Source organism: Sphaerisporangium viridialbum (genome assembly GCF_049674955.1).
In the GTDB taxonomy this organism is placed as follows: Bacteria; Actinomycetota; Actinomycetes; order Streptosporangiales; family Streptosporangiaceae; genus Sphaerisporangium; species Sphaerisporangium viridialbum.
This window is the reverse complement of sequence record NZ_CP187232.1, coordinates 9,028,971-9,050,650: the sequence shown is the minus strand read 5'-3', so window position 1 is coordinate 9,050,650 and position 21,680 is coordinate 9,028,971. Positions and strand designations below refer to the sequence as shown.

General features: G+C 71.4%; 22 protein-coding genes. 12 read left to right on the top strand and 10 right to left on the bottom strand.

From position 1 onward, the window contains the following. Positions 1-45: 45 nt before the first annotated feature. The 3 genes from ACOZ38_RS40735 to ACOZ38_RS40725 form a co-directional block, all read right to left on the bottom strand. A complete protein-coding gene (locus ACOZ38_RS40735) occupies positions 46-798 on the bottom strand; it encodes a class I SAM-dependent methyltransferase (RefSeq protein WP_424536213.1) in 753 nt (250 codons plus the stop codon). Between the two features lie 160 nt (positions 799-958). After that, positions 959-2,041, bottom strand: a complete 1,083-nt coding sequence (locus tag ACOZ38_RS40730) for an ABC transporter substrate-binding protein (RefSeq protein ID WP_424536212.1) — start codon at positions 2,039-2,041, stop codon at positions 959-961. Between the two features lie 105 nt (positions 2,042-2,146). Next, positions 2,147-2,368, bottom strand: coding sequence for a hypothetical protein (locus ACOZ38_RS40725; protein ID WP_424536211.1), 222 nt, complete (start codon positions 2,366-2,368; stop codon positions 2,147-2,149). A 105-nt stretch (positions 2,369-2,473) separates the two neighbouring features. On the opposite strand from ACOZ38_RS40725, the gene fdxA reads away from it, so the two are divergent. The 3 genes from fdxA to ACOZ38_RS40710 all read left to right on the top strand — a co-directional run bounded on the left by fdxA (position 2,474) and on the right by ACOZ38_RS40710 (position 4,673). After that, a complete protein-coding gene (fdxA, locus tag ACOZ38_RS40720; RefSeq protein ID WP_358550405.1) occupies positions 2,474-2,800 on the top strand; it encodes a ferredoxin in 327 nt (108 codons plus the stop codon). 122 nt (positions 2,801-2,922) lie between these two features. After that, the gene (gene dapC / locus ACOZ38_RS40715) at positions 2,923-4,002 is read left to right on the top strand and encodes a succinyldiaminopimelate transaminase (protein ID WP_405141631.1); all 1,080 of its coding nucleotides are present in this window, start codon (positions 2,923-2,925) and stop codon (positions 4,000-4,002) included. Positions 4,003-4,013: 11 nt separating this feature from the next. After that, positions 4,014-4,673 (top strand): DUF4178 domain-containing protein, encoded by a 660-nt coding sequence (locus ACOZ38_RS40710; protein WP_424536210.1) that lies wholly within the window; start codon positions 4,014-4,016, stop codon positions 4,671-4,673. On the opposite strand, the gene ACOZ38_RS40705 is transcribed toward ACOZ38_RS40710, so the two are convergent. Further along, positions 4,670-5,449 carry a hypothetical protein gene (locus tag ACOZ38_RS40705; protein ID WP_424536209.1) on the bottom strand — a complete coding sequence of 260 codons (780 nt, stop codon included), beginning with the start codon at positions 5,447-5,449 and terminating at the stop codon, positions 4,670-4,672. The genes ACOZ38_RS40710 and ACOZ38_RS40705 overlap by 4 nt on opposite strands. 107 nt (positions 5,450-5,556) lie before the next feature. On the opposite strand from ACOZ38_RS40705, the gene ACOZ38_RS40700 reads away from it, so the two are divergent. From ACOZ38_RS40700 to ACOZ38_RS40690, 3 genes are all read left to right on the top strand, one after another. Further along, positions 5,557-6,393: a 2,3,4,5-tetrahydropyridine-2,6-dicarboxylate N-succinyltransferase gene (locus ACOZ38_RS40700; RefSeq protein ID WP_424536208.1), complete on the top strand. Its 837-nt coding sequence runs from the start codon at positions 5,557-5,559 to the stop codon at positions 6,391-6,393. Beyond that, positions 6,386-7,465, top strand: a complete 1,080-nt coding sequence (gene dapE, locus ACOZ38_RS40695; RefSeq protein ID WP_424536207.1) for a succinyl-diaminopimelate desuccinylase — start codon at positions 6,386-6,388, stop codon at positions 7,463-7,465. The genes ACOZ38_RS40700 and dapE overlap by 8 nt, the downstream gene beginning before the upstream one ends. A gap of 258 nt (positions 7,466-7,723) precedes the next feature. Then, a complete protein-coding gene (locus tag ACOZ38_RS40690; RefSeq protein WP_424536206.1) occupies positions 7,724-8,512 on the top strand; it encodes a TIGR00730 family Rossman fold protein in 789 nt (262 codons plus the stop codon). Positions 8,513-8,587: 75 nt separating this feature from the next. Here the strand turns inward: ACOZ38_RS40690 and ACOZ38_RS40685 are convergent, their stop codons facing one another. The 3 genes from ACOZ38_RS40685 to ACOZ38_RS40675 all read right to left on the bottom strand — a co-directional run bounded on the left by ACOZ38_RS40685 (position 8,588) and on the right by ACOZ38_RS40675 (position 13,073). Further along, on the bottom strand, positions 8,588-9,832 hold the full coding sequence (locus tag ACOZ38_RS40685) for a cytochrome P450 family protein (RefSeq protein WP_424536205.1): 1,245 nt from the start codon (positions 9,830-9,832) through the stop codon (positions 8,588-8,590). 82 nt (positions 9,833-9,914) lie between these two features. Next, the gene (locus ACOZ38_RS40680) at positions 9,915-11,435 is read right to left on the bottom strand and encodes a pyridoxal-phosphate dependent enzyme (RefSeq protein ID WP_424536204.1); all 1,521 of its coding nucleotides are present in this window, start codon (positions 11,433-11,435) and stop codon (positions 9,915-9,917) included. A gap of 237 nt (positions 11,436-11,672) precedes the next feature. Further along, the gene (locus ACOZ38_RS40675; protein ID WP_424536203.1) at positions 11,673-13,073 is read right to left on the bottom strand and encodes an FAD-binding oxidoreductase; all 1,401 of its coding nucleotides are present in this window, start codon (positions 13,071-13,073) and stop codon (positions 11,673-11,675) included. A gap of 164 nt (positions 13,074-13,237) precedes the next feature. On the opposite strand from ACOZ38_RS40675, the gene ACOZ38_RS40670 reads away from it, so the two are divergent. From ACOZ38_RS40670 to ACOZ38_RS40660, 3 genes are all read left to right on the top strand, one after another. Continuing rightward, positions 13,238-13,720 carry a hypothetical protein gene (locus ACOZ38_RS40670; RefSeq protein WP_424536202.1) on the top strand — a complete coding sequence of 161 codons (483 nt, stop codon included), beginning with the start codon at positions 13,238-13,240 and terminating at the stop codon, positions 13,718-13,720. Next, positions 13,720-17,277 (top strand): BTAD domain-containing putative transcriptional regulator, encoded by a 3,558-nt coding sequence (locus ACOZ38_RS40665; protein ID WP_424537180.1) that lies wholly within the window; start codon positions 13,720-13,722, stop codon positions 17,275-17,277. Before ACOZ38_RS40670 ends, ACOZ38_RS40665 begins: the two co-directional genes overlap by 1 nt. A 71-nt stretch (positions 17,278-17,348) precedes the next feature. Next, positions 17,349-17,936 carry a TIGR00730 family Rossman fold protein gene (locus tag ACOZ38_RS40660; protein ID WP_424537179.1) on the top strand — a complete coding sequence of 196 codons (588 nt, stop codon included), beginning with the start codon at positions 17,349-17,351 and terminating at the stop codon, positions 17,934-17,936. Here the strand turns inward: ACOZ38_RS40660 and ACOZ38_RS40655 are convergent. Next, the gene (locus ACOZ38_RS40655; RefSeq protein WP_424536201.1) at positions 17,913-18,197 is read right to left on the bottom strand and encodes a hypothetical protein; all 285 of its coding nucleotides are present in this window, start codon (positions 18,195-18,197) and stop codon (positions 17,913-17,915) included. The genes ACOZ38_RS40660 and ACOZ38_RS40655 overlap by 24 nt on opposite strands. Positions 18,198-18,315: 118 nt before the next feature. On the opposite strand from ACOZ38_RS40655, the gene ACOZ38_RS40650 reads away from it, so the two are divergent. Both ACOZ38_RS40650 and ACOZ38_RS40645 read left to right on the top strand, forming a co-directional pair. Further along, positions 18,316-19,014 carry a hypothetical protein gene (locus ACOZ38_RS40650; protein WP_424536200.1) on the top strand — a complete coding sequence of 233 codons (699 nt, stop codon included), beginning with the start codon at positions 18,316-18,318 and terminating at the stop codon, positions 19,012-19,014. 55 nt (positions 19,015-19,069) lie between these two features. Beyond that, the gene (locus ACOZ38_RS40645) at positions 19,070-19,627 is read left to right on the top strand and encodes a DNA-3-methyladenine glycosylase I (protein ID WP_424536199.1); all 558 of its coding nucleotides are present in this window, start codon (positions 19,070-19,072) and stop codon (positions 19,625-19,627) included. 6 nt (positions 19,628-19,633) lie between these two features. Here ACOZ38_RS40645 and ACOZ38_RS40640 read toward each other — a convergent pair whose 3' ends face one another. Beyond that, positions 19,634-20,497, bottom strand: coding sequence for an enoyl-CoA hydratase-related protein (locus ACOZ38_RS40640; RefSeq protein WP_424536198.1), 864 nt, complete (start codon positions 20,495-20,497; stop codon positions 19,634-19,636). Then, complete coding sequence (locus ACOZ38_RS40635; protein ID WP_424536197.1) at positions 20,497-21,285, bottom strand: PaaX family transcriptional regulator C-terminal domain-containing protein; 789 nt, start codon at positions 21,283-21,285, stop codon at positions 20,497-20,499. The genes ACOZ38_RS40640 and ACOZ38_RS40635 overlap by 1 nt, the downstream gene beginning before the upstream one ends. A 180-nt stretch (positions 21,286-21,465) precedes the next feature. Here ACOZ38_RS40635 and ACOZ38_RS40630 point away from each other — a divergent pair, with 180 nt between their 5' ends. Then, complete coding sequence (locus tag ACOZ38_RS40630) at positions 21,466-21,633, top strand: DUF3117 domain-containing protein (RefSeq protein WP_114033903.1); 168 nt, start codon at positions 21,466-21,468, stop codon at positions 21,631-21,633. The last annotated feature ends 47 nt before the right edge of the window (positions 21,634-21,680 follow it).

The window sequence follows — 21,680 nt, the reverse complement described above, 5'->3', positions numbered from 1 at the left end:
TTGACCAGACCATAGTCTGGCAAATCGCTAGATCGTAGGCGGCGGTTAGGCCCGCACAGCGGCGAATCGCAGCCTCACGTAGTCGGCCACCCAGCCGGATTCGCGGCGCAGGGCGGGTGCCGCGAGCTCGTTGACCCTTCTCAGCAACGGCTCCACTGTCACCGGTGGCACGCCGTCCAGCAGGGAGCCCGCGAACATGCGGACCCAGTCGGCGGCGCCGTTGGGGCATTCGTCGAGCGGCGTCGGCCGGTCGAAGTATTCGAGCAGCCGCACGGTGAACCCGCCCTTCTCCAGGCGGACGGCGTACTCGGCAGGGCTGGGGAAGTACCAGGGCAGCTCGGGCTCCGGCAGCCCGTACTCCCGCCAGGCCGTGAGCATCGCGGAGGTGAGCGCGGCGCAGTTGCCCGCGCCGCCCAGCTCGGCCACGAACCGGCCTCCCGGGGTCAGCGCCGTGCGCACGCAGCGGATCACCGCGTCGGGATCGCGGCCCATCCAGTGCAGCGCGGCGTTGGAGAACACCGCGTCGTACGGCTGCCCGACGCGGAAGTTGGCGCCGTCGCCGACCATGAAGTCCAGGCCCGGGTGGTGGGCGACCGCGACGTCGATCATCGCGGCGGAGCCGTCCATGCCGAGCACGGAGGTGCCCCTGGCGGCGATGTCGGCGGTGAGCACCCCGGTGCCGCAGCCCAGGTCGAGGATGCGCTCGCCCGGCTGGGGGTCCAGCAGTTCGATCAGCGGTGCCCCGTGTGCCGAGACGTAGCCGAACGAGCTGTCATAGGCGCGAGCGTTCCACCGCATCAAACTCGGCGTGTCGTATCGCAAGGCCATCAGCTCGCATTCTCAGACATCGCTTCCCGTGTCCGTAAGTACAGACACTTTAGAGCCTTGATGTCCTCGCGACACATCTGTCCGTGTGCTTCGCCCTTACTCTCCCGGCACAGGTATGGAATGGCCGGGGTCAGCTCATCGCCTTGGACCAGTTGGCCTTCAGGTACGTCTTGGCCTCGTCCGCCTGCGGGATCGTGAGCAGGACCGGGGTGCCGGACACGGCGGGCAGCTTGGCCGCGGCCTGCTTGTCGAGCTTGCCCTTCATGTCCAGCGCCTCCATGCGCGCCGGGCGGGCGAATCCCTTGAGGAAGAGGTTCTGCACCGCGTCGCTGTAGAGGAACTCCTGCCAGAGCCGGGCGGCGGCGGGGTGCGGCGCCTTCTTGTTGATCGCCTGGACGTAGTACGACGCGAGCGTCGCGTTCGACGGGACCACGACCTTCCACGCGGGCTTGTCGTCTCCGGCGGTCTGGGCGGCCTTGGCGGCGTTCACGTAGTCCCAGTCGACCAGGGTGTTGGCCCGGGACGGGAGGCTGAAGCCGCCGGACTTCTTGAGCTTGGAGAAGAACTCGACGCCCCGCTGGGCCTCGGGCTTGCCCGAGTGGAGCGACGCCGCCATGACGCCGTTAAAGGCCGCAGCGGTCTGCAGCGGGTCGCCCGGCAGGGCCACGGCGTACCCGGGTTTGAGCAGGTCGGAGAAGCTCGCCGGGGCGCTCACCTTGCGAGGGTCGTACCCGATCGACATGTAGCCGCCGTATCCGGCGTACCAGTGCCCCTTGAGGTCCTTGACGCCGTCGGGGATGTCCTGCCAGGCGGTCACCTTGTACGGGGCGAACCTCTGCGCGTTGGCGATCGCGACGTCCATGCCGAGGTCGAAGACGTCGGGGACCTTGTCGGGCGTCGAGCTCCTGGCGACGTCGATCTCGCGCTGGCTGCTCGCGCCGGGCTCGGTCACGTTGACCCGCAGTCCGTACTCGCCGGAGAAGCGGTCCATGATGGCGCCGTAGTTCACCCAGTCGCGGGGGACCCCGATGAGGTTCAGCGAGCCCTCTTTCCTCGCGGCCTCGACCAGCCGGTCCATCGAGCCGAACCCTTCGGTGAGACTGGCGGCCTTCGGGTTGACCGGAGGGAGCTTCTTTTCGTTGGTGGTCGCTGACGAGCACCCGGCCACGGCTGTGGCGAGGAGCGCTACTGCGGCTGCGGCACGTGAGGTCACGAGGTGAATACTCAACGTCACGCTCTCCCGCGTCGAGGAGGCACGCGGACGTTTGGGCCAGCATTGGGGTGCGGTTGAGGGCTTACTACGCGAAAAGGGCCCGGCTCAGCGCTCGGGGACGACCTTCGCCGCGACGACCTTCTCCTCGGGGATGTCGACCAGCGTGCCGTCGCGCTTGCGGACCTTGAGGAACCCCTCGTGCCAGGCCTCGAGAACCCCGACCGTGTCGCGGAAACCCTCGGGCTCCCTGCGCCGCACCGTTACCCTGCTGCCGACATCGGACGGGGAGACGGAGATGAGCAGCCTTCCGCCAAAGTGCGATGTCACCAGCTTTCCCCCCCTCCCGTTTCAGACATGTGGCCAGCACGGCAATACTAGGTCTAGCAACCCGCGGTCGAGTCGTGCGAAGGCGCGGAGAAGAAGGAGCCCGAGGTGACCTACGTCATCGCGCAGCCTTGCGTGGATGTCCTGGACAAGGCGTGCATCGAAGAGTGCCCCGTCGATTGCATCTACGAGGGCAACCGCATGCTCTACATCCACCCAGACGAGTGTGTGGACTGCGGCGCATGCGAGCCCGTCTGCCCGGTCGAGGCGATCTTCTATGAGGACGACACGCCCGACCAGTGGAAGGACTTCTACAAGGCGAATGTGGAGTTCTTCGACGAGCTGGGCTCGCCCGGCGGAGCGTCCAAGGTAGGGAAGATCGCCAAGGATCACCCGATCGTGGCCGCCCTTCCGCCGCAGGCAGAGGAGCACTGACCTTCGGCCCGTCCGTGGTCATGAGGTGCCGCCGGGTACCGTGACCATCAGGTCGCGGTACCGCCGGTGACATACCCGGCCGCCGACATCATGATCGCGTCTGACTTCTGGGGGTTGTTTCGGTGATCGGGCTGCCTGACTTTCCGTGGGACCGCCTGGTGCCCTTCAAGGAACGGGCGCTCGCCCATCCTGGCGGCATCGTCGACCTCTCGGTCGGCACCCCCGTCGACTCGGTGCCCGCCGTGGCGCGGGAGGCCCTCGCGGGCGCGGCCGACAGCCCCGGATATCCCCTGACCCACGGCACCGAGCGGCTCCGCCGCGCCGCCGCCGGCTGGCTCGCCCGCCGCCACGGCGTCACGGTCGACCCCGCCGACGTCCTGCCGACCATCGGCTCCAAGGAGCTCGTCGCCTGGCTGCCCACCCTGCTCGGCGTGGGGGCCGGCGACCGCGTGGTGATCCCCGCCCTGGCGTACCCCACCTACGACGTCGGCGCCCGCATCGCCGGGGCGGCGCCGTACGCCACCGACGGCCTGCTGGGCCTCGGCCCCGAGCGCGTGCCGCTGGTCTGGGTGAACTCCCCCTCCAACCCCACGGGCCGCGTGCTGCCCGCCGAGCACCTGCGCAAGGTCGTCGCCTGGGCGCGCGAGCGGGGGGCCGTCGTGGCCTCCGACGAGTGCTACATCGAGCTCGGCTGGGAGGAACGGCCGATCTCGATCCTGCACCCCGACGTCTGCGGCGGCTCGCATGAGGGCCTGCTCGCGGTGCACTCGCTGTCCAAGAGGTCCAACCTCGCCGGCTACCGCGCGGCGTTCGTCGCGGGCGATCCCGCGCTCGTGCGGCGGCTGCTGGAGGTGCGCAAGCACGCGGGCATGATCATGCCCGCGCCGGTCCAGGCCGCCATGGCCGCCGCCCTGGACGACGACGAGCACGCCGACGCGCAGCGCGAGCTGTACGCCGCGCGGCGCGCCCTGCTGCGGCCCGCGCTCGAAAAGGCCGGATGGCGCGTCGAGCACTCCACCGCGGGGCTGTATTTGTGGGCGACCGACGACCGTAACTGCTGGGAGCAGGTCCAGGCGCTGGCCGAAATCGGCATTTTGGTCGCGCCGGGCGACTTTTACGGACAGGCAGGTTCCTCGCATATCCGGATCGCCATGACGGCAACTGACGAACGGGTCAATGCGGCGGTGCTCCGCCTCCAGTAGGATCCCGCGGCATGACCGTTGCGGTCGTGCTCGCAGTGAGCGCAGCCATCTTCGTCGTGGTGCTGGGCGCTTTTCTCGGCACGCGACGGCCCGAGAGGACGGCTCGGCCGGCTCCCAGACCCCCTGAGCCGGCGTCCGAGCCGAGTTCGTCACACCCGGCGCTGGCCCGCCCGGTCGTCCTGGACCCCGACTACCTCGATCCAAGGACGATCAAGGTCGGGGACACCATCGACCGCCAGGGCGCGCGGTCGCGCGTCCTCGGCGCCCTGCATCTGTCGTGGCAGGGCGACCAGTGGATCGAGTACCTCCTCGAAGAGGGGGTGCGCCACTACCAGTGGCTGTCGGTCGAGGAGCGCGAAGGGGCGACCCCGGACGACCCGCCGCACCTTGAGGTCTACCTGTGGACGCCGGTCCCGACCCAGGGCATGGTGCCCGCGAAGAGCATGCTGATCATGGAGAACGTCGAGTTCTACCCGATCGACCGGGGGACCGCCGCCTTCCGCTCCGAGGGCACCACCGGCTATCCCGAGCGGGGCCTAATGGACTTCGCCGACTACCGCGCCGCCGACGGGCGGCTGCTGAGCTTCGACCGCGTGCAGGGCCAGGCATGGACCGCCGCCTACGCGCAGCCGCTCTCGCCCGGCTCGATCAACGTCGAGCGCATGCTCTAGGCGATCTCGACCTTGCCCTCGGAGGACTTGGCGTCGGTCAGCCAGCCGTCATGGCCGGACGCGGACTTCCACGCGACGCCGGCGTAGCGCACCTGGTGCAGGCCGTACTTCTGGGCGTGGGCGACGGACCAGGCGGCGATCAGCCAGCCCCTGCGCTGCGTCGCCGCGCTGATCTGGTTGCCGACGCTGGAGGTGTCGCCGAGGGCCCTGCTGAGCTCCTTGCGCGCCTTGGCGGGCTGGGAGGGCACGGGCTTGTCGGCGGGCGGGTACCAGCAGTGGACGGCCTTCGGGACGCGCCCGGTGAACGCGCCCGCGAGGATCTTGGCGTCCACCTCGTGCTGGGCGTACGCCGAGCCGTCGGCGGAGCGCTGCACGGCCTGGGCGGCCTCGTGCAGCGGCAGCTTCTGGTAGTGCTTGACCTTGACCAGCGCCGAGAAGAACTTGCGCGTCGCGTACACAGGGTCCTGGAGCTGCTCGACGGTGCCCCAGCCCTGCGAGGGGCGCTGCTGGAACACCCCCACGGAGTCGCGGTCGCCGAAGGGGAGGTTCAGCAGCTTGGACTCCTGGATCGCCGTCACGTAGGCGATGTCCACGGCCCGCTCGGGCAGCTTGAGGCGGGTGGCGACCGCGGCGATCGTGGCCGCGACCTGCGCCTGCTCGATCTCGAGGTCGAGCGTGCCCACGCTGGTCTTCACCTCGCAGTGCTCGCCCAGAGCGAACGGCTTCGCGCGGTTGAGCAGGTGATAAATCCCGAAAAATATGGCTACGCCGAGCACGAGGACGATGCTCGTAATCGTCAGAACCGCTCGTGAGAATCGCCGTGCCACGCACAAGAACCTACCGGCCCAGCCGTGGTCCCCGTGCGGGACTAAGCTCCCCTTGCATGAGCGAGACCTTCGAAAGCCCCTTGCCGGCCACCGTGGACGAGTTGTGGGAGCGCCGTGCCGAGCTGTCTCCCGATGACTCGGGAGCGCGTGGCGTGATCGTCGGTGCCGTGGACATGCTCGACACCGGAAAGGCCAGGGTCGCCTTCGTCGACCACTCCTCCGGCGACGTGATCGTGGACGAGCGGGCCAAGCGCGCCATCCTGCTCAGCTTCAGGGTCCTCGGCATGGTCAGGAGCCAGGTCGGCGACTTCCACCACAACGACCGCATCCCGCTGAAGACGTCCCTGGAGGGCGTCCGCGTGGTGCCGGGCGCCATCGCCCGCTGGGGGGCCTACCTTGCCTCGGGCGTCGTCCTGATGCCGTCCTTCACCAACATCGGGGCGTATGTCGACAGTGGCACGATGGTGGACACCTGGGCCACGGTCGGCTCCTGCGCCCAGATCGGCAGGAACGTCCACCTGTCGGGCGGTGTCGGCATCGGCGGCGTCCTGGAGCCCCCGAACGCCGTCCCTGTCATCGTCGAGGACGAGGCGCTGATCGGCAGCCGCTCGATGATCGTCGAGGGCGCGCGGGTCGGCAAGGGCGCCGTGGTGGGCGCCGGCACCATCCTGACCTCGTCCATGCCCGTCATCGACGTCCAGACCGGCGAGGAGATCAGCCGGGGCCACGTCCCCGACTGGTGCGTCGCGGTCGGCGGCACGCGCCCCAAGGAGTTCCCCGGCGGCACCTTCGGGCTCCCGTGCGTCCTGGTGCTCAAGCGCCTAGAGGCCGGTCAGCGCCACGACAAGGCCGAGCTCAACGACGTCCTGCGCCAGCACGGCCTCAATGCCTGAGACGGCGCCGCTCGACCTCACCGGTGACGTGCGGGCGCTGACGGCGGCGCTCGTCGACATCGAGTCGGTCAGCGGCGGCGAGAAGGCCCTGGCCGACGCCGTCGAGGCGGCCCTCGCGCCGCTGCCGCACCTCACCGTCGTCCGCGACGGTGAGGCCGTCGTGGCGCGCACGCGGCTCGGGCGTTCCGAGCGGGTGGTCATCGCGGGCCACCTCGACACCGTGCCGCTCGCCGGGAACCTCCCCTCGCGCGTCGAGGGCGACCTGCTGTACGGCTGCGGCACCTCCGACATGAAGAGCGGCGTCGCCGTGGCGCTCAAGCTGGCCGCCGGGGTGCCGAGTCCCGCCAGGGACGTCACGTACGTCTTCTACGACTGCGAGGAGATCGAGGCCGCGCGCAACGGGCTGGCCCGGCTCGGCCGCACCCGTCCCGAGCTGCTCGCGGGCGACTTCGCCGTGCTCATGGAGCCCACGGGCGGCGAGATCGAGGGAGGCTGCCAGGGCACCCTGCGGGCGCGGATCGTCGCCGAGGGCAGGCGGGCCCACAGCGCCAGGTCGTGGCACGGCGTCAACGCCATCCACGCCGTGGCGCCCATCCTCGCCCGGCTGAACGCCTACGAGGCGCGCGAGCCGGTCGTGGACGGCCTCGCCTACCACGAGGGGCTGAACGCCGTCGGCATCGCCGGAGGGGTCGCGGGCAACGTCATCCCCGACGAGTGCGTGGTGACGGTCAACTACCGCTTCGCCCCCGACCGATCGCTCGAACAGGCGCGGGCCCACGTGCGCGAGGTGTTCGACGGGTACGCCGTGCGGTTCACCGACGGCGCGTCCGCCGCGCGCCCAGGGCTGACCCACCCCGTGGCCGCCGCGTTCGCCCGGGCCATCGGCGGCACCCCCCGGGCGAAGCTCGGCTGGACCGACGTCTCGCTCTTCTCCGACCTCGGCGTCCCGGCCGTGAACTACGGCCCCGGCGACCCGAATGTGGCGCACCAGCAGGGCGAGTACGTCTCGCTGGCCCAGATCGCCGAATGCGAGCGCAGGATGCTCGCCTGGCTCGGCGCCCCGGCGTCCTGACCGCGCGGGTTCCCGGCCCTGGCCTCGCCGAGCGGGGCCGTACGGGTGTCCGGACAAAAGAAAGTGGCTTTCCTCGCCGGCCATTTGGCGGGGAAAGCCACTTTCAGTCCCGAGCAGCACCCTCGGCTCTTAGACGCAGCCTCGCGAAGAAACGGTTCCGCTGCTCCGAGCAGATTTTTCAAGATTCTTTGGGACTCGTGTGAGACCTTCCCATCCGGTGCGGCTTACGCGCTCGCGTGGGCGGTTAGCGTGATTCGCATGAACAAAGCACCTCGCGGGGAACGCCGTCAGGGACCGTCTCTGGTCCGGGGGAAGTTCCTCACCGACACCACCTATGACGAGAGACTCCTCGACCAGCGCGGATCAACCGAGTGGCTGCACATGGATCCCTGGCGGGTGCTGCGCATCCAGGCCGAGTTCGTGGAGGGCTTCGGGCAGCTCGCCGAGCTGCCGCCCGCCGTCACCGTGTTCGGGTCCGCGCGCACTCCCGTCGACAGCCCCGACTACGCGCTGGGCGAGCAGGTCGGCAAGGCCCTGGCCGGGGCGGGGTACGCCGTCATCACCGGCGGTGGGCCCGGATGCATGGAGGCGGCCAACAAGGGGGCGCGCCAGGCGGGCGGCGTCTCGGTGGGGCTCGGCATCGAGCTGCCCTTCGAGCAGAAGCTGAACGACTACGTCGACCTCGGCATAGAGTTCCGCTACTTCTTCGTCCGCAAGACGATGTTCGTGAAATATTCGCAGGCCTTCGTGGTCATGCCCGGCGGCTTCGGGACTCTCGACGAGCTCTTCGAAGCCATCACGCTCGTCCAGACGGGGAAGATCACCGTGTTCCCGATCGTCCTCATGGGGACGGAGTTCTGGAAGCCACTCGTCGACTGGATCAAAAACACCCTGCTGGTCAGAGGAATGATCTCGGAGGATGATCCGAAGCTGTTTCACCTCACGGACGATCCGGACGAGGCCGTCCGCCACATCGTGGCCGGCCATCAGCAGGCGGCCGTCGAATCCCGTGTCCGAGCCGCCACCGCAGGGGCCGAGGCAACGTGACTCCACGGTCGGCCTGGCCCCCGGCAGCGGCTGGAGGAGGAGGCCGCCGCCGGGTATCCGAGCGGGTCTAGGAGGTCAGGTGGCGGCCGCCTGGCCGAGAAGGACGGGTAGCTCGCGGTGTCCGTTGGACATGAAGGACTCAAGGGGACGAAGTTGGTCCACTGGACTGGCGAGAGCGAGGCCGGGGAAGCGGTCGAACAGCGCGGGCAGGGCGATCTCCGCTTCCAGGCGGGCCAGGGGCGCTCCGAGGCAGAAGTGGGTGCCGTGCCCGAACGACAGATGACGGTGCCGGGTGGGACGCTGGATGTCGAACCGGTCCGCGTCCTGGCCGTGCAGGTCAGGGTCCTGGCCGGCGGCGGCGTAGCCGATCACTATGGCATCACCAGCGTGGAACACCAGCCCACTGGCTGTGTCGTTGATGTCTTCCACGGCGAAGCGCATGATCAGGTTGGCGACCGGTGCCTCCTTGCGGAGGGTCTCGTCTATCACGTCGTCCCAGGTGGCTTTGCCGGTGCGGACCAGGGCGAGCTGGTCGGGGTGGCTGAGCAGGTTCACGATGGCGTGGTCCAGGAGGTTGACCGTCGTCTCGTGCCCGGCGCCGATGAACAGGAGAAGCGTGTCGAGGACTTCCTGTTCGGACAGGTTCGAGCCGTCCCGGTCTTCGGGGGCTGCGATCAGGGCGCTGGTGAGGTCGTCGCCGGGAGCCTGACGCTTGGCGGCGATGAGGTCGGCGAGCATCATGTAGATCTCGCGGGCGTTGGCCGCGGCCTGCTCCTCGGTGAGGTTGGTGGCGAACAGGCCGCCGACGGTGCGGCGGAACCCGTCGTGTGCCTGTTCGGGGACGCCGAACAGTTCACTGATGACCAGCAGGGGCAGCAGATAGGCGAACTGAGCGCGCAGGTCGACGGCGCTGTCGGCAGGGGAGGCGGCGAGTCGCGCGAGGAGATCGTCGGTGATCTTCTCGATCGTAGGCTTCAGCGCGGCGGTCCGGCGGGGGGTGAAGGCGGCGGACAGCAGGCGGCGTAGCCGGGTGTGCTCGTCGCCGTAGGCGGTGAGCGCGCTGCGGACCTCCACCCAGGGGCGCAGTGGCCAGTTCTCCGGTATCTCACCGTTGATGAAGGCCGGCCAGTGCTGGTGGGCGTCCTTGGACACTCGGGGGTCGCTGAGCAGTCTTTTGATCAGGGCGGGATCGGTTACCGCCCACGCCACCACTGCACCAGGAAGTTCCACCGGCGTCGCGGGGCCCTGGGCGCGGAGGAGCCGGGCTTCGGCGTGGATGTCCTTGCCGGTGGGGTCCAAACGGTGGGGGCAGGTGTCCATGAGTCTCCAGACATCGTGCTAGGTGGGTAGGTGACGGGCAGTATGGGCCGCCCGCCCGCCTGGAGGCGGGCGGGCGGGTGGGTCAGTACGTGGACGAGCCCTGGCTGAGCGAGAGCTCCTTGATGTCGCCGGCATCGGGAGAGACCGCCGCGTTGCCGCCGGAGAGGATGGCCACCACGGGCCCGGCCGGCAGCGTGGGCCCGTGGGCGAGATACGCCGCGGTGGCCACCGCGCCGCTGGGCTCGGCGTGTTCCCCCAGCTCCCGCCGCAGAAGTCCGACGGCGGCCCCGATGCCGTCCTCGCTCACGGTCACCATGTCGTCCACGTACCGGAGGATGTGCTCCCAGGCCAGGGCGCCCAGGACCGGGGCGCGCAGACCGTCGGCACGGGTGCGGTAGGTCTCCTCCACCGGCCACGCCGTGCGCCGGCCGGAGCGGAAGCTGGCCCGGCCGTCGGCTGCCAGCTCGGGCTCGACGCCGATCACCCTGATCGACGGATCGACGGCCTTGGCCGCGACCGCGACGCCGGCCAGCAGGCCGCCGTTGCAGACCGGCACAAGGATCGTGCCGACGCGGGGCAGACCCTGGCCGATCTCGGTCCCGGCGCTGCCGTGCCCGGCGATGATGTCGAAATCGTCGGACCGGACCACGGTGGCCCCGAGCCGGTCGGCCAGGGCCAGGCAGGTGATCTCCCGCAGGGCCGGCGGCGTGATCACCACCTCGGCGCCCAGCGCGCGGGCGGCGGACACCTTCAGCTCCGGCGCCGTGTCGGGCAGCACCACGGTCGCCGGCTCGCGCAGTAACACCGACAGCGCGGAGGGGACCCCGTTGATGGTGGTCACCTCCTCTCTGGCGGGCAGCGTCGGCAGCGCCAGCAGGTTGTCGGCGAGGATCACCGTCCCACCGGCGACCAGCGGCACGAAGAGCTGGGTGATCGACCCGTCGAAACAGACGGAGAAGGATGCCAGCATTCCGCCGAGCTCCTCGGCGGAGTACGCCGACGCCTCCCAGCGCAGCAGGTTCAGGGTGTTGCGGTGTTCCACCACCACGCCCTTGGGCGTTCCGGTGGATCCGGAGGTGTAGATGACGTACGCCGCGTCGCTCGGATCTCCGGGCACGTGGGGCGCCCCGTCGCCCGGCGCGACGTCGTCGACGAGGATGGTCTCGGCCCCGGTCAGGACGGCGGTCCGGCGCAGCGCGGCCGAGGTGATCACTGTGGAGAAGGCGGAGTCCTCGGCCATGAACCGCAGCCGCTCGGCCGGGTAGGCGGGGTCCAGCGGCACATAGGCCGCTCCCGCCTTCCACACCCCGACCAGCGCGGGCACCAGCCACTCATCGCGATCCAGGCAGACTCCGACCAGGTGGCCGCGTCCGACGCCCTTTGCGGCCAGGGCGCCTGCGACGTCGTCGGCTCTGCGGTCCAGATCGGCGTAGGTGAGGCGGCTGGTGCCCGCCACGACGGCGACGCGGTCCGGAGTACGCTGACTCTGGAGCGCTATCGCCTCGTGGACGCGACCTGGCAGGCCGGAGTTGTCGGTCGCCGTTGCGGTCTCCCCCTGCCACACTGCCGTCCGCGATTCGACGCGTGTCGCATCAACGGTCACTTCGTCCTCTTTCCTACCAAGATCGCGTAGGTGACGAGAGTTTGTAAGATCCCTCACGTTTTGCCAAAGAGTGAAATAGGTGACTTGCAGGAGGCTTGCAGAGACTTGTGAGCCAACTGCCCGGCAGGTGTGGCCGGTCCCGCCCCACACCCGCAGAGATCGACGCACTCCCTCGCGTCGTGCCAGAGCCGTCCGTACGGCCCCTGTGACGGGCCGTCCGGATACGCGAGATCAGGCTCAGCCGCGCGGCACCACGTGGCCGAAGCGGAAGAGGCCCGCCGGGTCGTACAACCCCTTCAGCTCCACCAGCTTGCGCAGCACCGGCTCCGGCCAGGCCCGGGAGATCCGCTCCGGAGCGAGGTCGCCGCCCTGGAAGTTGATCAGCGCGCCGCCCGCCGACCAAGGGGCGAGGGCGCCGATCACCGCCTGGACGCTCGCCGGTACGACCGTCTCCATCAGCTCGGGGACCGGTGCGCCGATGACCAGCAGGGAGAAGGCGGCGTCGCGCCCGCCGACCGCGTTCGGCTCCTTGGGCCCGCGGGCCAGCGCGCCGCCGAGCTGCCGCAGTTCCACGACGGCCAGCGGGATCTCCGCCGAGGGGCCGGCGACGGCCAGCAGCGCCTCCACCGTGTCCTCGGTCAGCTCGCGGAGCGAGGCGCCGCGCTCGCAGACCGGCATCGGGGCGACCGGGTCGTTGTGGATGGAGTCGATCGCGGTGTAGGGGAGGTGCCCGATGGTGTCGAGCACGGGCTCGGCCACGGCGCGCATGGGGGCCAGCAAGCCCTTCGCCTCCTGGGCGTCTCCGAGGTGGGCGAAGCGCAGGTGGACGACGAACCGTCCTCGCAGCTGCGGCGGCAGCTCGGGCAGCGGCGGCAGCCGGAGCAGCGCCACCGAGGTGGTGGAGGCCTCCGGCAGCGTGCCGGTCCAGGTCCGGTAGGCGTGCAGGACCCGGGCCGCGTCGTCAGCGGCGTAGTAGAGCCCGCCGGCGTACAGGGTGGTCACCGGGAACAGGTCGACGGTGATCGAGGTCACCACGCCGAAGCTTCCCTTGCCGCCGCGCAGCGCCCAGAACAGGTCGGGCTCGCGCCCCGCGTCGACCGTGCGCACGATGCCGTCCGCCGTCACCACGGTGATCTCCCGCACGTGGTCGGCGGCGAAACCGAAGGTCCTGGCGATCGGGCCGACGCCGCCGCCGAGGGTGAAGCCGACCACGCCGACGGAGGTGGCCGAGCCGCAGAGCGGGGCGAGGTCGTACGCCGCCGCCGCCGCGACCACCTCGGTCCAGGTGCAGCCGGCGCCGATCCGGGCGGTGCGGGCCAAGGGGTCGACGTCGAGCTCGCGCATCCTCGACGTGGTGATCAGCAGCGCCCCGTCGGCCGCCTGGACGGCGCCGTGGCCGGTGGCCTGGACGGCGACGGGCAGCCCGCGGTCGGCCGCGAACCGGACCGCCGCCGCGACGTCGTCCTCACAGGTGGCGGCCACGATGAGGGCGGGGTGGTGCCGGACGGCGAGGTTGAAGGCGGAAGCCTCCTCCTCGAAGCCGTTCTCGCCGGGGAACAGTACGGGGCCGGAGATCTGGCTGCGCAGCCCCGACAGGTCGATGCCGAGGTGGTCCGCTGACGGGCGGGCGGTACTCATGATCTTCTCCTGATGACGAGAGGTTGACGGTCCAGTTGTCCCGCACGGCGTTTGGATTTCTCTGGCGGACGACTTGTGCGGGCCCTGACCCGGCCGGTGGACGGCGGGCCGGGACACTAGCGACGCCCAAGACCCCTCCTAGCCGCGGGCGAGATCCTTCGGGCATGTCGTCGCCATCCGAGTTCCGGCCGCCCAGTACCCTGCTGCTGCGCGAGGTGCCGGCGCACACGGGCACGGCCGGTGGGCAGATCCTCGCCCCCGTCCTCACCGCCGCCCTGCGCGAGGCATCGGCCGCCCGCTGCCGCGTGTACGTGCTGTCGGATCTGGCCGGTCCCGCCGCCGCGCCGCCGCTCGCCGCGGCCCTGGTCGAGACCGATCCGGCCGCCCACCGGGCGCGTCTGCGGGCACTGACCGTGATCGGGCCGTACCAGGGGCTCGGGCTGGAGCGCCGGCTGCTCGGGGAACTGCTGACCGAACTGCGCGCGGACGGGGTCCGGCAGGTGAGCTACCGCGCGGAGCCGGGAGCCGGTGACCTACCGGCCCTGCTGCGCTCGTCAGGTTTCACCGGCGACGGACGTACGCCTTATCAGTACGATGAGCCAGGCATCGGGCCCCTGGCGGTCACCTGGCTCATCCGCGAGCTGTGATGGAGGCGGCCCTCGGCGTCATCCTGAGCCCGGCGATCGAGATGGACGGAGCCGTCAGAGTGAGCAGAACCGGCGTGCCGGACGACGCGGGCGCCGCGCACGATCTGGACTTCCGGATCCTCGGACCGCTGGAGGTCGTGGACGGCGCTGGAACGGTCCTCGACCTCGGTTCCCGCAAGCAGCGTGCCGTGCTGGCGCTGCTCACGCTGAGCGCGCCGCACGTCGTCCCCCTCGACCAGCTCATCGACCGGCTGTGGACGAACGAGCTTCCATCCAGCGCCACCGGCACGCTCCAGGCGTACATCTCACAACTGCGCAGGGTCCTCGAACCCTGGCGCAGCCCCCGTTCCCCCGCCCGCGTCCTGCGCACCCGGGAGCCGGGCTACCTGCTCGACATCGCCCCCGACCGGCTCGACGCCAACCGCTTCACCCGGGCCGCCGAGGCGGCGCACGCCGCCCTCGCGGAGGGCAGGCCGGAGGACGTCGATCGCGTCCTCGACCCGGCACTGAGCTCCTGGCGGGGTGAGCCGCTCGCCGACTTCCCCGACGACGCCTTCGCACGGGCGACCGCGGCCCGGCTCGCCGAGGTCCGGCTGTCGGCGCTGACGGTCCGGGCGGAGGCGTGGCTGGCCATGGGACGGCACGCCGAGGCGGCGGTCGAGGCCGAGCGCCTGCTGCAGCACGACCCCTACCGGGAGGGACTGTGGGCGCTGCTCATGCGCGCCCTGTACGTCGGGCACCGGCAAGCCGAGGCGCTGGCCAGCTACCAGCGCTGCCGCGTCATGCTCGGTGAGGAGCTCGGGCTGGTCCCGAGCCCGGAGCTGCGCCGCCTCGAACGGGCGATCCTCGAACAGGACGAGACGCTCGCCGGCACCTGGCCGTCCGCGGCGGCCCCGGCCGGCGCGTCCGCCGTCCGCGTTTCCCCTGCCGGCCGGACCCAGGGGGCAGGGCAGGAGGAGGGCTCCACGCCCCCGGCGCCCGCGGCCGGAGAACCGGAGCCGGGTGCGGGCGGCCGGCGCCCGCCGAGGCTCGTCGGCCGCGAACCCTATCTGCGCCGCATCAGGGAGCGGCTGGACGACCTCGGGCGCGGGACCGGCGGGGTGCTCCTGGTCAGCGGTGAGTCGGGCATCGGCAAGACCCGGCTGGCCGAGGCGGCCGCGGGGCTCGCCGCCGAGCGGGGCATCACCGTGGCCTGGAGCCGGTGCGCCGAGGGCAGCGGCGTCCCCGCGTTCTGGCCGTGGCTCCACGCGCTCCAGGAGCTGGACGGCACGGGCTCCGGTGAGCCGTCGAAGGTCGTCGCCTCGCTGTCGGGCGCCGACCGTGCGGCCGACACGGCCGACCCGGACACGGCGCGGTTCCTGCTCTACGACGCCGTTGCCAAGACGCTCGGGCTGCTGACGGCCACGACGCCCGCGCTGATCCTCATGGACGACGTCCACTGGGCCGACGCCGCGTCCCTGAAACTGCTGACGTTCCTCGGCGGGGATCTGCACCGGATGCCGCTGCTCGTGCTCGTGACCATGCGCCCGGAGTCCGGCAGGGCCCCAGAGCCTCTGGCCGACGCCCTCGGCGAGCTGACCCGGCAGCGCGGTACCGAGAGGATGGGCGTCACCGCGCTCACCTCCGAGCAGATCGCCGACTACCTGGACGACGTCGACCAGGCGGCCGCCAGCCCGGAACTCGCGGACGCCCTGCGCGACCGCACCGGCGGCAACCCGTTCTTCCTCGGCGAGCTGCTGCGCCTGCTGGCCAGCGTCCACTCTCTCGACCAGGTGGCCGTGGAGGACGTGGTCTCGCTCGCGGTGCCCGACGGCGTCAGCGACGTCATCACCCAGCGCGTGTCACGCCTGCCCGAGGACTCCCAGACCCTGCTGCGGGCCGCCGCCGTGATCGGCAGGGATGTCGACTCGGCCGTGCTGGAGACCGCCACGGGCATCGGCGGCGCACGGCTGATGATGCTGCTTGAGCCCGCGGTCGCCACCGGGCTCCTCATCGAGGTCGACGGCGGGTGGGACTACCGCTTCTCGCACGCCCTGGTCAGGGAGGCGCTGTACGCCAGGCTGAGCCGGCTGCAGCGGGCGCAGCTCCACGGCCGGGTCGGCGAGGCGATCGAGACCCTCGCCCGGGGGGACATGGCCTCGCGGCTGCCGGTGCTGGCCCACCACTTCGGGATGGCCGCGCGGGTCGGCTACTCGGAGAAGGCGACGTCGTACGCGGCCCAGGCGGCCAGGCAGGCCGCCGACCGGCTCGCCTACGACGAGGCGGTCATGTTCTGGGAGCAGGCGCTCGCCTCGCTCGACCCGTCCGCGCCGGACTCCGTCTCGACCCGCCGCACGCTCCTGATCGAGCTCGGCCGTGCGCGCCGGGTGACCGGGAACGTGCTCGGGGCCCGCGCCGCACTGGACGAGGCCGTGACGCTGGCCACCCGCCTGGGCGACGACGCCGCCGTGATCGAGGCCGCGACGGTGTTCGGCGGGGTCACGCTGTGGAACTGGCGTTCCTACGGAGTCGTGGACCAGGGCATGGTGGGCGTGCTGGAGGATCAGCTCGCCAGGCTGGCCCCCGGGCTCGCGTCCCGGCGCGCCGAACTGCTCGGCACGCTCGGGGTGGAGCTGTACTACGGAGAACGCCGCGACGAGGGGCGGCGGCACGCGGCGGAGGCCGTCGAGCTGGCGCGCGGGATCGGCGACCCGAGGCTGCTGGCACGCACGCTCAACAACTTCGTCATCACCGCGTGGACGCCCGAGCACGACGAGGAGCACCACCGGGCGGCAGAGGAGATCCTGACGCTCCCGGGCCTGCCCCGTGTCACCGAGATCATCGCCCGCCTGCACCGGATGCCTGCGCTCCTGCGGGCGGGCCGGCTCGCCGACTACGACGCCGAGCTGGCGCGCTGCCTGCGGATGACCGCCGAGGTCCGGATGCCCGAGATCGAGGCGCAGGTGACCTTCGCCGCGGTCGGCCGGGCCATGCTCGGCGGCGACTGGCCGGAGGCCGACCGGCTGGCCGCGATGGGCACCGGCAGCTACCGCCGCACCAGCCTGTGGGGAGCCGACCCCCTCAAGCTGATCTACGCGTTCTTCTCCGACTGGTGCCGGGGACGGCAGGGCGCGCACGTGCGGGGACTGGTCGACGCCGGCGCCGACGACTCCAACCGGCTGCTGCGGCCGACCGCCGTGCTCGCCGCGGTCGAGGCCGGGGAGGAGGCGCTGGCGCACCGGCTGATCGACCGCTGGGGTGTCAAGGCGGAGCGGGACTGGTCATGGCAGTTCGTGACCTGGCAGTGGGGCCTCGTCGCCACCAGGATCAGCCGTCCCGACCCCTACTGCCTGCTGGCAGAGCTGGAGCCCATCGCCGGCGAGCTGGTGACGCTCGGCACGGGCTGCGTCTCGTGGGGCGCCCTGCACGACGTCGTCGCCAGGCTGAAGCGCGCGATGGGCGACACCGCCGGTGCTCTCTACCACGCGGAGGCGGACCGGGACACGCACCGGCGCCTCGGCCTGCGGCACCTGGAGAATCGCGGCGCCGCCCTCCTCCGCGAACTGCGCGGCGGCTGAAGCGGGGGACGTGTGATCGGTCGCCGCCCCTTTCCGGACGGGACGGTCTGTGTAGGGTTACCGGCGTGGATATGGCGATCTGCGTGTTCTGTTCCTCCAGCCAGAAGATCGACGGCAAGTACCTCGACCTCGCCACCGAGGTCGGCACGGAGCTGGGCCGGCGGGGGCACACGCTCGTCAGCGGCGGCGCCGTGGTGTCCTGCATGGGCGCGGTGACCCGTGCCGCGCGGGCGGCGGGCGGGCGCACGGTCGGCGTGATGCCTCAGGCGCTGGTCGACATGGAGATCGCCGACACCGACTCGGACGAGCTGATCATCACGGACGGCATGCGTGAGCGTAAGGGCATCATGGACGCCAGGTCCGACGCGTTCCTGGTGCTGCCCGGCGGCATCGGCACGCTGGAGGAGCTCTTCGAGATCTGGACCTCGCGCACGCTCGGCCTGCACGACAAGCCGCTGGTCATCCTCGACCCCTGGGGCCTGTACGCCCCGCTGCGCCGGCTCGTCGACGGCATGTACGAGCAGGGGTTCACCCGTCCGGACGTCTTCGACGCGATCTCCTGGACCACCACGGTCGAGGAGGCGCTGCACCACCTGGAGAGGCCGGGCCGCCTCCTGACTCCCAACGCCGAGGAGCTAGGCGAGGCCGCGGCGGGCTAGCGCGGGGGGCCTCCTGCCGGCCAGCGCCTCGGTCATGTCGATCGCGAGCCGCACCTGCTCCTGGTGGTCGGTGCGGAACACGCGGGCTCCGAGCCAGGCGAACACCGCCGCCGTCGCGAGCTGCGTGGTCTCGTCCCCCGACAGGGTCACCACGACCGTACGGCCGGCGCGGGCGTGCCACTCGACCTCGGCGGCCGAGCCCGCCTCGACCCAGGAGGCGTCGAGGGGCCGGTCGGGGCCGGTCACGAGCACGGGCGTCATGCGCCGATCGTGCCACATGCCGGGCACGGGGTCGTCACGTCGGTCCCAGGCACGGTGCGGATCAAGGCGCCGGGTCAACTAGGCGCGCTCAAAGGCACCGATGTGGCACGATTCGTATGTGCTGGTCCTACTCGCCGTCGCCGCGCTCGCCGTACTGTTCTGCGTGGTGCTGGTCTCGCAGGGGCGCGGTGGCGAGCTGACGGAGTTCGCCCCCGACGTGCCGCCGCTGGACCTTCCCGAGCCCGGGCAGCTGACGGCCGTCGACTTCATGGCGCTGCAGCTTCCGGTGAGCCTCGTGGGCTACCACACCCAGAGCGTCGACGAGACGTTGCAGCGGGCCGCGACGGCACTCGGCGAGCGGGACACCCACATCGCCGTGCTGGAGCAGCGCGTCGCCGAGCTGCTCGCGGGGCGCCTGCAGGCCCGCCAGGAGTCGTACGCGCGGCCGTCCTGGGTGCCCGGCTCGTCCGAGCCCGCGACGGAGCAGGGGCTCGCCTCAGGGCCCTTCGCGACGGCGGAGCACCCGCTCGGCGAGGGGGTGGCCGCCGGGACGCACCAGAACCTCTTCGACGCCATCACCCCTGCCCCCGGCCTGCCCGGCCTGCCCGCCGAGGACCCCGGCCCGCTCGGCTCGTCGGACGCGGCCCGCGAGACCGGCTCCACCGGGAAGGCGGACACCCCAAAGCAGAGCTCCTCAGAGCCCTCCTCAGAGCCCTCCTCAGAGTCCTCGAAGGAGCCCTCCAAGGATGCCTCCGGCGAGCCGGCGAAGGAGTCCTCCCCGGAGTCCTCCGGCGGAAGAGGCCCGCTGACCCGGTGACCCGCTCGCCCGCGGCGTGCGGGGCTTCGCCCGCCGGCTTGTAACCTCGGTAGCTGTGACCCCTGAGCTTGTGCGATGCGGCTGGGTGACCACCGCGCCCGACTACATCCGCTACCACGACGAAGAGTGGGGGCGGCCGGTCCGCGGCGACGACCTGGTGTTCGAGCGGCTGACCCTGGAGGCGTTCCAGTCGGGCCTGTCCTGGCTGACGATCCTGCGCAAGCGTGAGAATTTCCGCGAGGCCTTCGCCGGCTTCTCGGTCGCCGCCGTCGCCGCGTTCGGCGAGTCCGACGTCGAGCGGCTGCTGGCCGACGCCGGGATCATCCGCAACCGGGCCAAGATCGAGGCGGCGATCGCCAACGCCCGTGCCGCGGTCGAGCTGCCCGGAGGCGTCTCCGAGCTGGTGTGGCGGTACGCCGACCCGGCCGCGCCCGTGCCGAAGTCGCTCGCCGACGTTCCGGCGACGTCGGCGGCCTCCAAGGCCCTGGCCAAGGATCTGAAGCGTCACGGCTTCCGCTTCGTCGGCCCGACCACGGCCTACGCCCTGATGCAGGCGATCGGCCTGGTCAACGACCACCTGGCCGAGTGCTGGGTGCGCGACCGCGTCGCCTGACGGCCGTCAGCGGCCCTCGAAGACGGGACGCTCCTTGGCGAGGAAGGCCCTGGTGGCGTTGTGGTGGTCCTCCGACTTGGCGCAGGCGTCCTGGAGGTCGGCCTCGACCTCCAGAGAGTCCTCCAGGGAGTGCGCGGCCGAGAAGTCGAGCGCCTGCTTGATCGCCCCGTAGGCCACCGTCGGGCCCTGTGCCAGCCGTACGGCCAGCTCGCGCGCACGGGCGGTCAGCTCCCCAGCGGGGACCACTGAGGTCACCATGCCCAGCTCCAGCGCCCTCGCGGCCCCCACGGGCTCGCCCAGCACCAGCAGCTCGCGCGCCCTGGCCGGGCCGACGAGCCTCGGGAGCGTCCAGGAGGCACCGGAGTCGGGGGCGAGGCCGATACCGCTGAAGGCCATGGCGAACTTGGCGCCGTCCGCCACGACCCGGAAGTCGCAGGCGAAGGCCAGCGAGGCGCCCGCGCCGGCGGCGATGCCGTTGACGGCGGCGATCACCGGCTTGCCCATCCCCGTGATCGTCAGGATGATCGGGTTGTAGTGGGCGCGGACGGTGTTGTCGAGGCCCACCCCGGCGTCCAGGTTGTCCGCGTGCTCCCGCAGGTCCTGCCCCGCGCAGAACCCGCGCCCTGCGCCCGTCAGCAGCACCGCCCGCGCGCCGGCGTCGTCGCGGGCCCGCTCCAGCGCCTTCAGCAGGGCGGCCTTCATCAGGATGGTCAGCGCGTTCATGGCGTCCGGGCGGTTCAGCGTGATCGTGGCGACGCCGTCCTCGACGGAGTACAGGACATGGTCGTGCCCGTGCTCGTCCGCGGTCGGCGAGGAGGGCGCCACGGCGCCCTCGGGCGCGGCGGCGGTGAGGTCAGGTCGCTGATCCATCAGTGGACTCCCTTGTCCAGGTTACGGTCGACGAAGGCGGCCGCCGCCGGCAGCAGCCGGGCGGCCTCGTGCTCGAAATAGGCGCGTGCCTGGTCTCCGGGCCAGGCCGCGGGCAGGAGCTCGGGCGGAAGGCCCGGATCGCGGAACAGGAAGTTGCGCCACCCGTGGACCAGTCTGCTACGGGCGGCGAAGACCCGGTCGCCGGGGGCGTCGGGGGCCAGGGCGCCGACGAGGTCCGCGGCCTGGTGCATCCACTCCTCATAGGCCCGGGCTATGGCGCGAAGGTCCCACGCGCGGGCGACCAGCTCGCGGGGGTCGCCGTCGAGGGTGCTCTCGAACCGGTCGGCGGGCACCCCCTGGTCGTCCAGCAGGGCGTCCAGCTCGGGGGAGGGCCTCAGCCCGATCCAGGTGGTCTCCGACAGGGGGGCGTAGCCGAGGAAGGACAGGTCGGCGCGCAGCCGCTCGCGCGTCCCCCGCCGGCGTACGGGCTGGAAGACGAGCACGTGCCAGCGCCCCGGCCACGGGGCCGACCCGGTGCGGTAGACGCGCAAGGCGGTCTCGTCGAGGCGCCGGACGCTCTTGGGCGTCAGCGCGTACCCGGGCCCCTGAGGGAGCCGCACAGGCGCGAGCCAGTCCTGCCGGACCATGCGCGAGATCGCGGTGCGGACGGCGGGCGCGGCGATGTCCAGAGGGGCGAGAAGCCTTACCAGGGCGGCCACGGACGCTCTTCCGGCACGGATGCGCAGGTGGTCTCCGTAGAGGTCGAAAAGCGCGGCGCGGGCGTTCACATAGACCAGTTTGATCGGCGCAAGGGCCCCGGACAACGCATTCTGGGAGGAGATCGTTACCCATGCGCGCTCGCGAGGCGGGATAATGGGACGTCACAGAAGACGTGAAAGCGGCGGGCGGCCGGGCGCGGACAGGCGCGTACCGGCATCGCGCAGGCCGAGGCAGGAAGGGATACACGCATGGCGGCGATGAAGCCGCGGACCGGCGACGGTCCGCTGGAGGTCACCAAGGAAGGACGGGGCATTGTCATGCGGGTCCCTCTCGAGGGTGGCGGTCGACTCGTCGTCGAGCTCTCACCAGACGAGGCCAGAGCCCTTGGCGACGCTCTGAAGAACGTCGTCGGCTGACATACCCCTGACACAACCCACCGACACAGGCGACTTGACGGCCCCGG

Excerpts from the sequence above, each read along its gene's own strand:
- ACOZ38_RS40630 (WP_114033903.1), top strand. The coding sequence starts at position 21,466 with ATGGCGGCGATGAAGCCGCGGACCGGCGACGGTCCGCTGGAGGTCACC.
- ACOZ38_RS40660 (WP_424537179.1), top strand. The coding sequence starts at position 17,349 with ATGGCGATCTGCGTGTTCTGTTCCTCCAGCCAGAAGATCGACGGCAAG.
- ACOZ38_RS40685 (WP_424536205.1), bottom strand. The coding sequence starts at position 9,832 with ATGGACACCTGCCCCCACCGTTTGGACCCCACCGGCAAGGACATCCAC.
- ACOZ38_RS40655 (WP_424536201.1), bottom strand. The coding sequence starts at position 18,197 with ATGACGCCCGTGCTCGTGACCGGCCCCGACCGGCCCCTCGACGCCTCC.
- ACOZ38_RS40665 (WP_424537180.1), top strand. The coding sequence starts at position 13,720 with ATGGAGGCGGCCCTCGGCGTCATCCTGAGCCCGGCGATCGAGATGGAC.
- dapE (WP_424536207.1), top strand. The coding sequence starts at position 6,386 with ATGCCTGAGACGGCGCCGCTCGACCTCACCGGTGACGTGCGGGCGCTG.
- ACOZ38_RS40690 (WP_424536206.1), top strand. The coding sequence starts at position 7,724 with ATGAACAAAGCACCTCGCGGGGAACGCCGTCAGGGACCGTCTCTGGTC.
- ACOZ38_RS40675 (WP_424536203.1), bottom strand. The coding sequence starts at position 13,073 with ATGAGTACCGCCCGCCCGTCAGCGGACCACCTCGGCATCGACCTGTCG.
- ACOZ38_RS40710 (WP_424536210.1), top strand. The coding sequence starts at position 4,014 with ATGACCGTTGCGGTCGTGCTCGCAGTGAGCGCAGCCATCTTCGTCGTG.
- ACOZ38_RS40640 (WP_424536198.1), bottom strand. The coding sequence starts at position 20,497 with ATGGATCAGCGACCTGACCTCACCGCCGCCGCGCCCGAGGGCGCCGTG.
- ACOZ38_RS40670 (WP_424536202.1), top strand. The coding sequence starts at position 13,238 with ATGTCGTCGCCATCCGAGTTCCGGCCGCCCAGTACCCTGCTGCTGCGC.
- ACOZ38_RS40735 (WP_424536213.1), bottom strand. The coding sequence starts at position 798 with ATGCGGTGGAACGCTCGCGCCTATGACAGCTCGTTCGGCTACGTCTCG.
- ACOZ38_RS40700 (WP_424536208.1), top strand. The coding sequence starts at position 5,557 with ATGAGCGAGACCTTCGAAAGCCCCTTGCCGGCCACCGTGGACGAGTTG.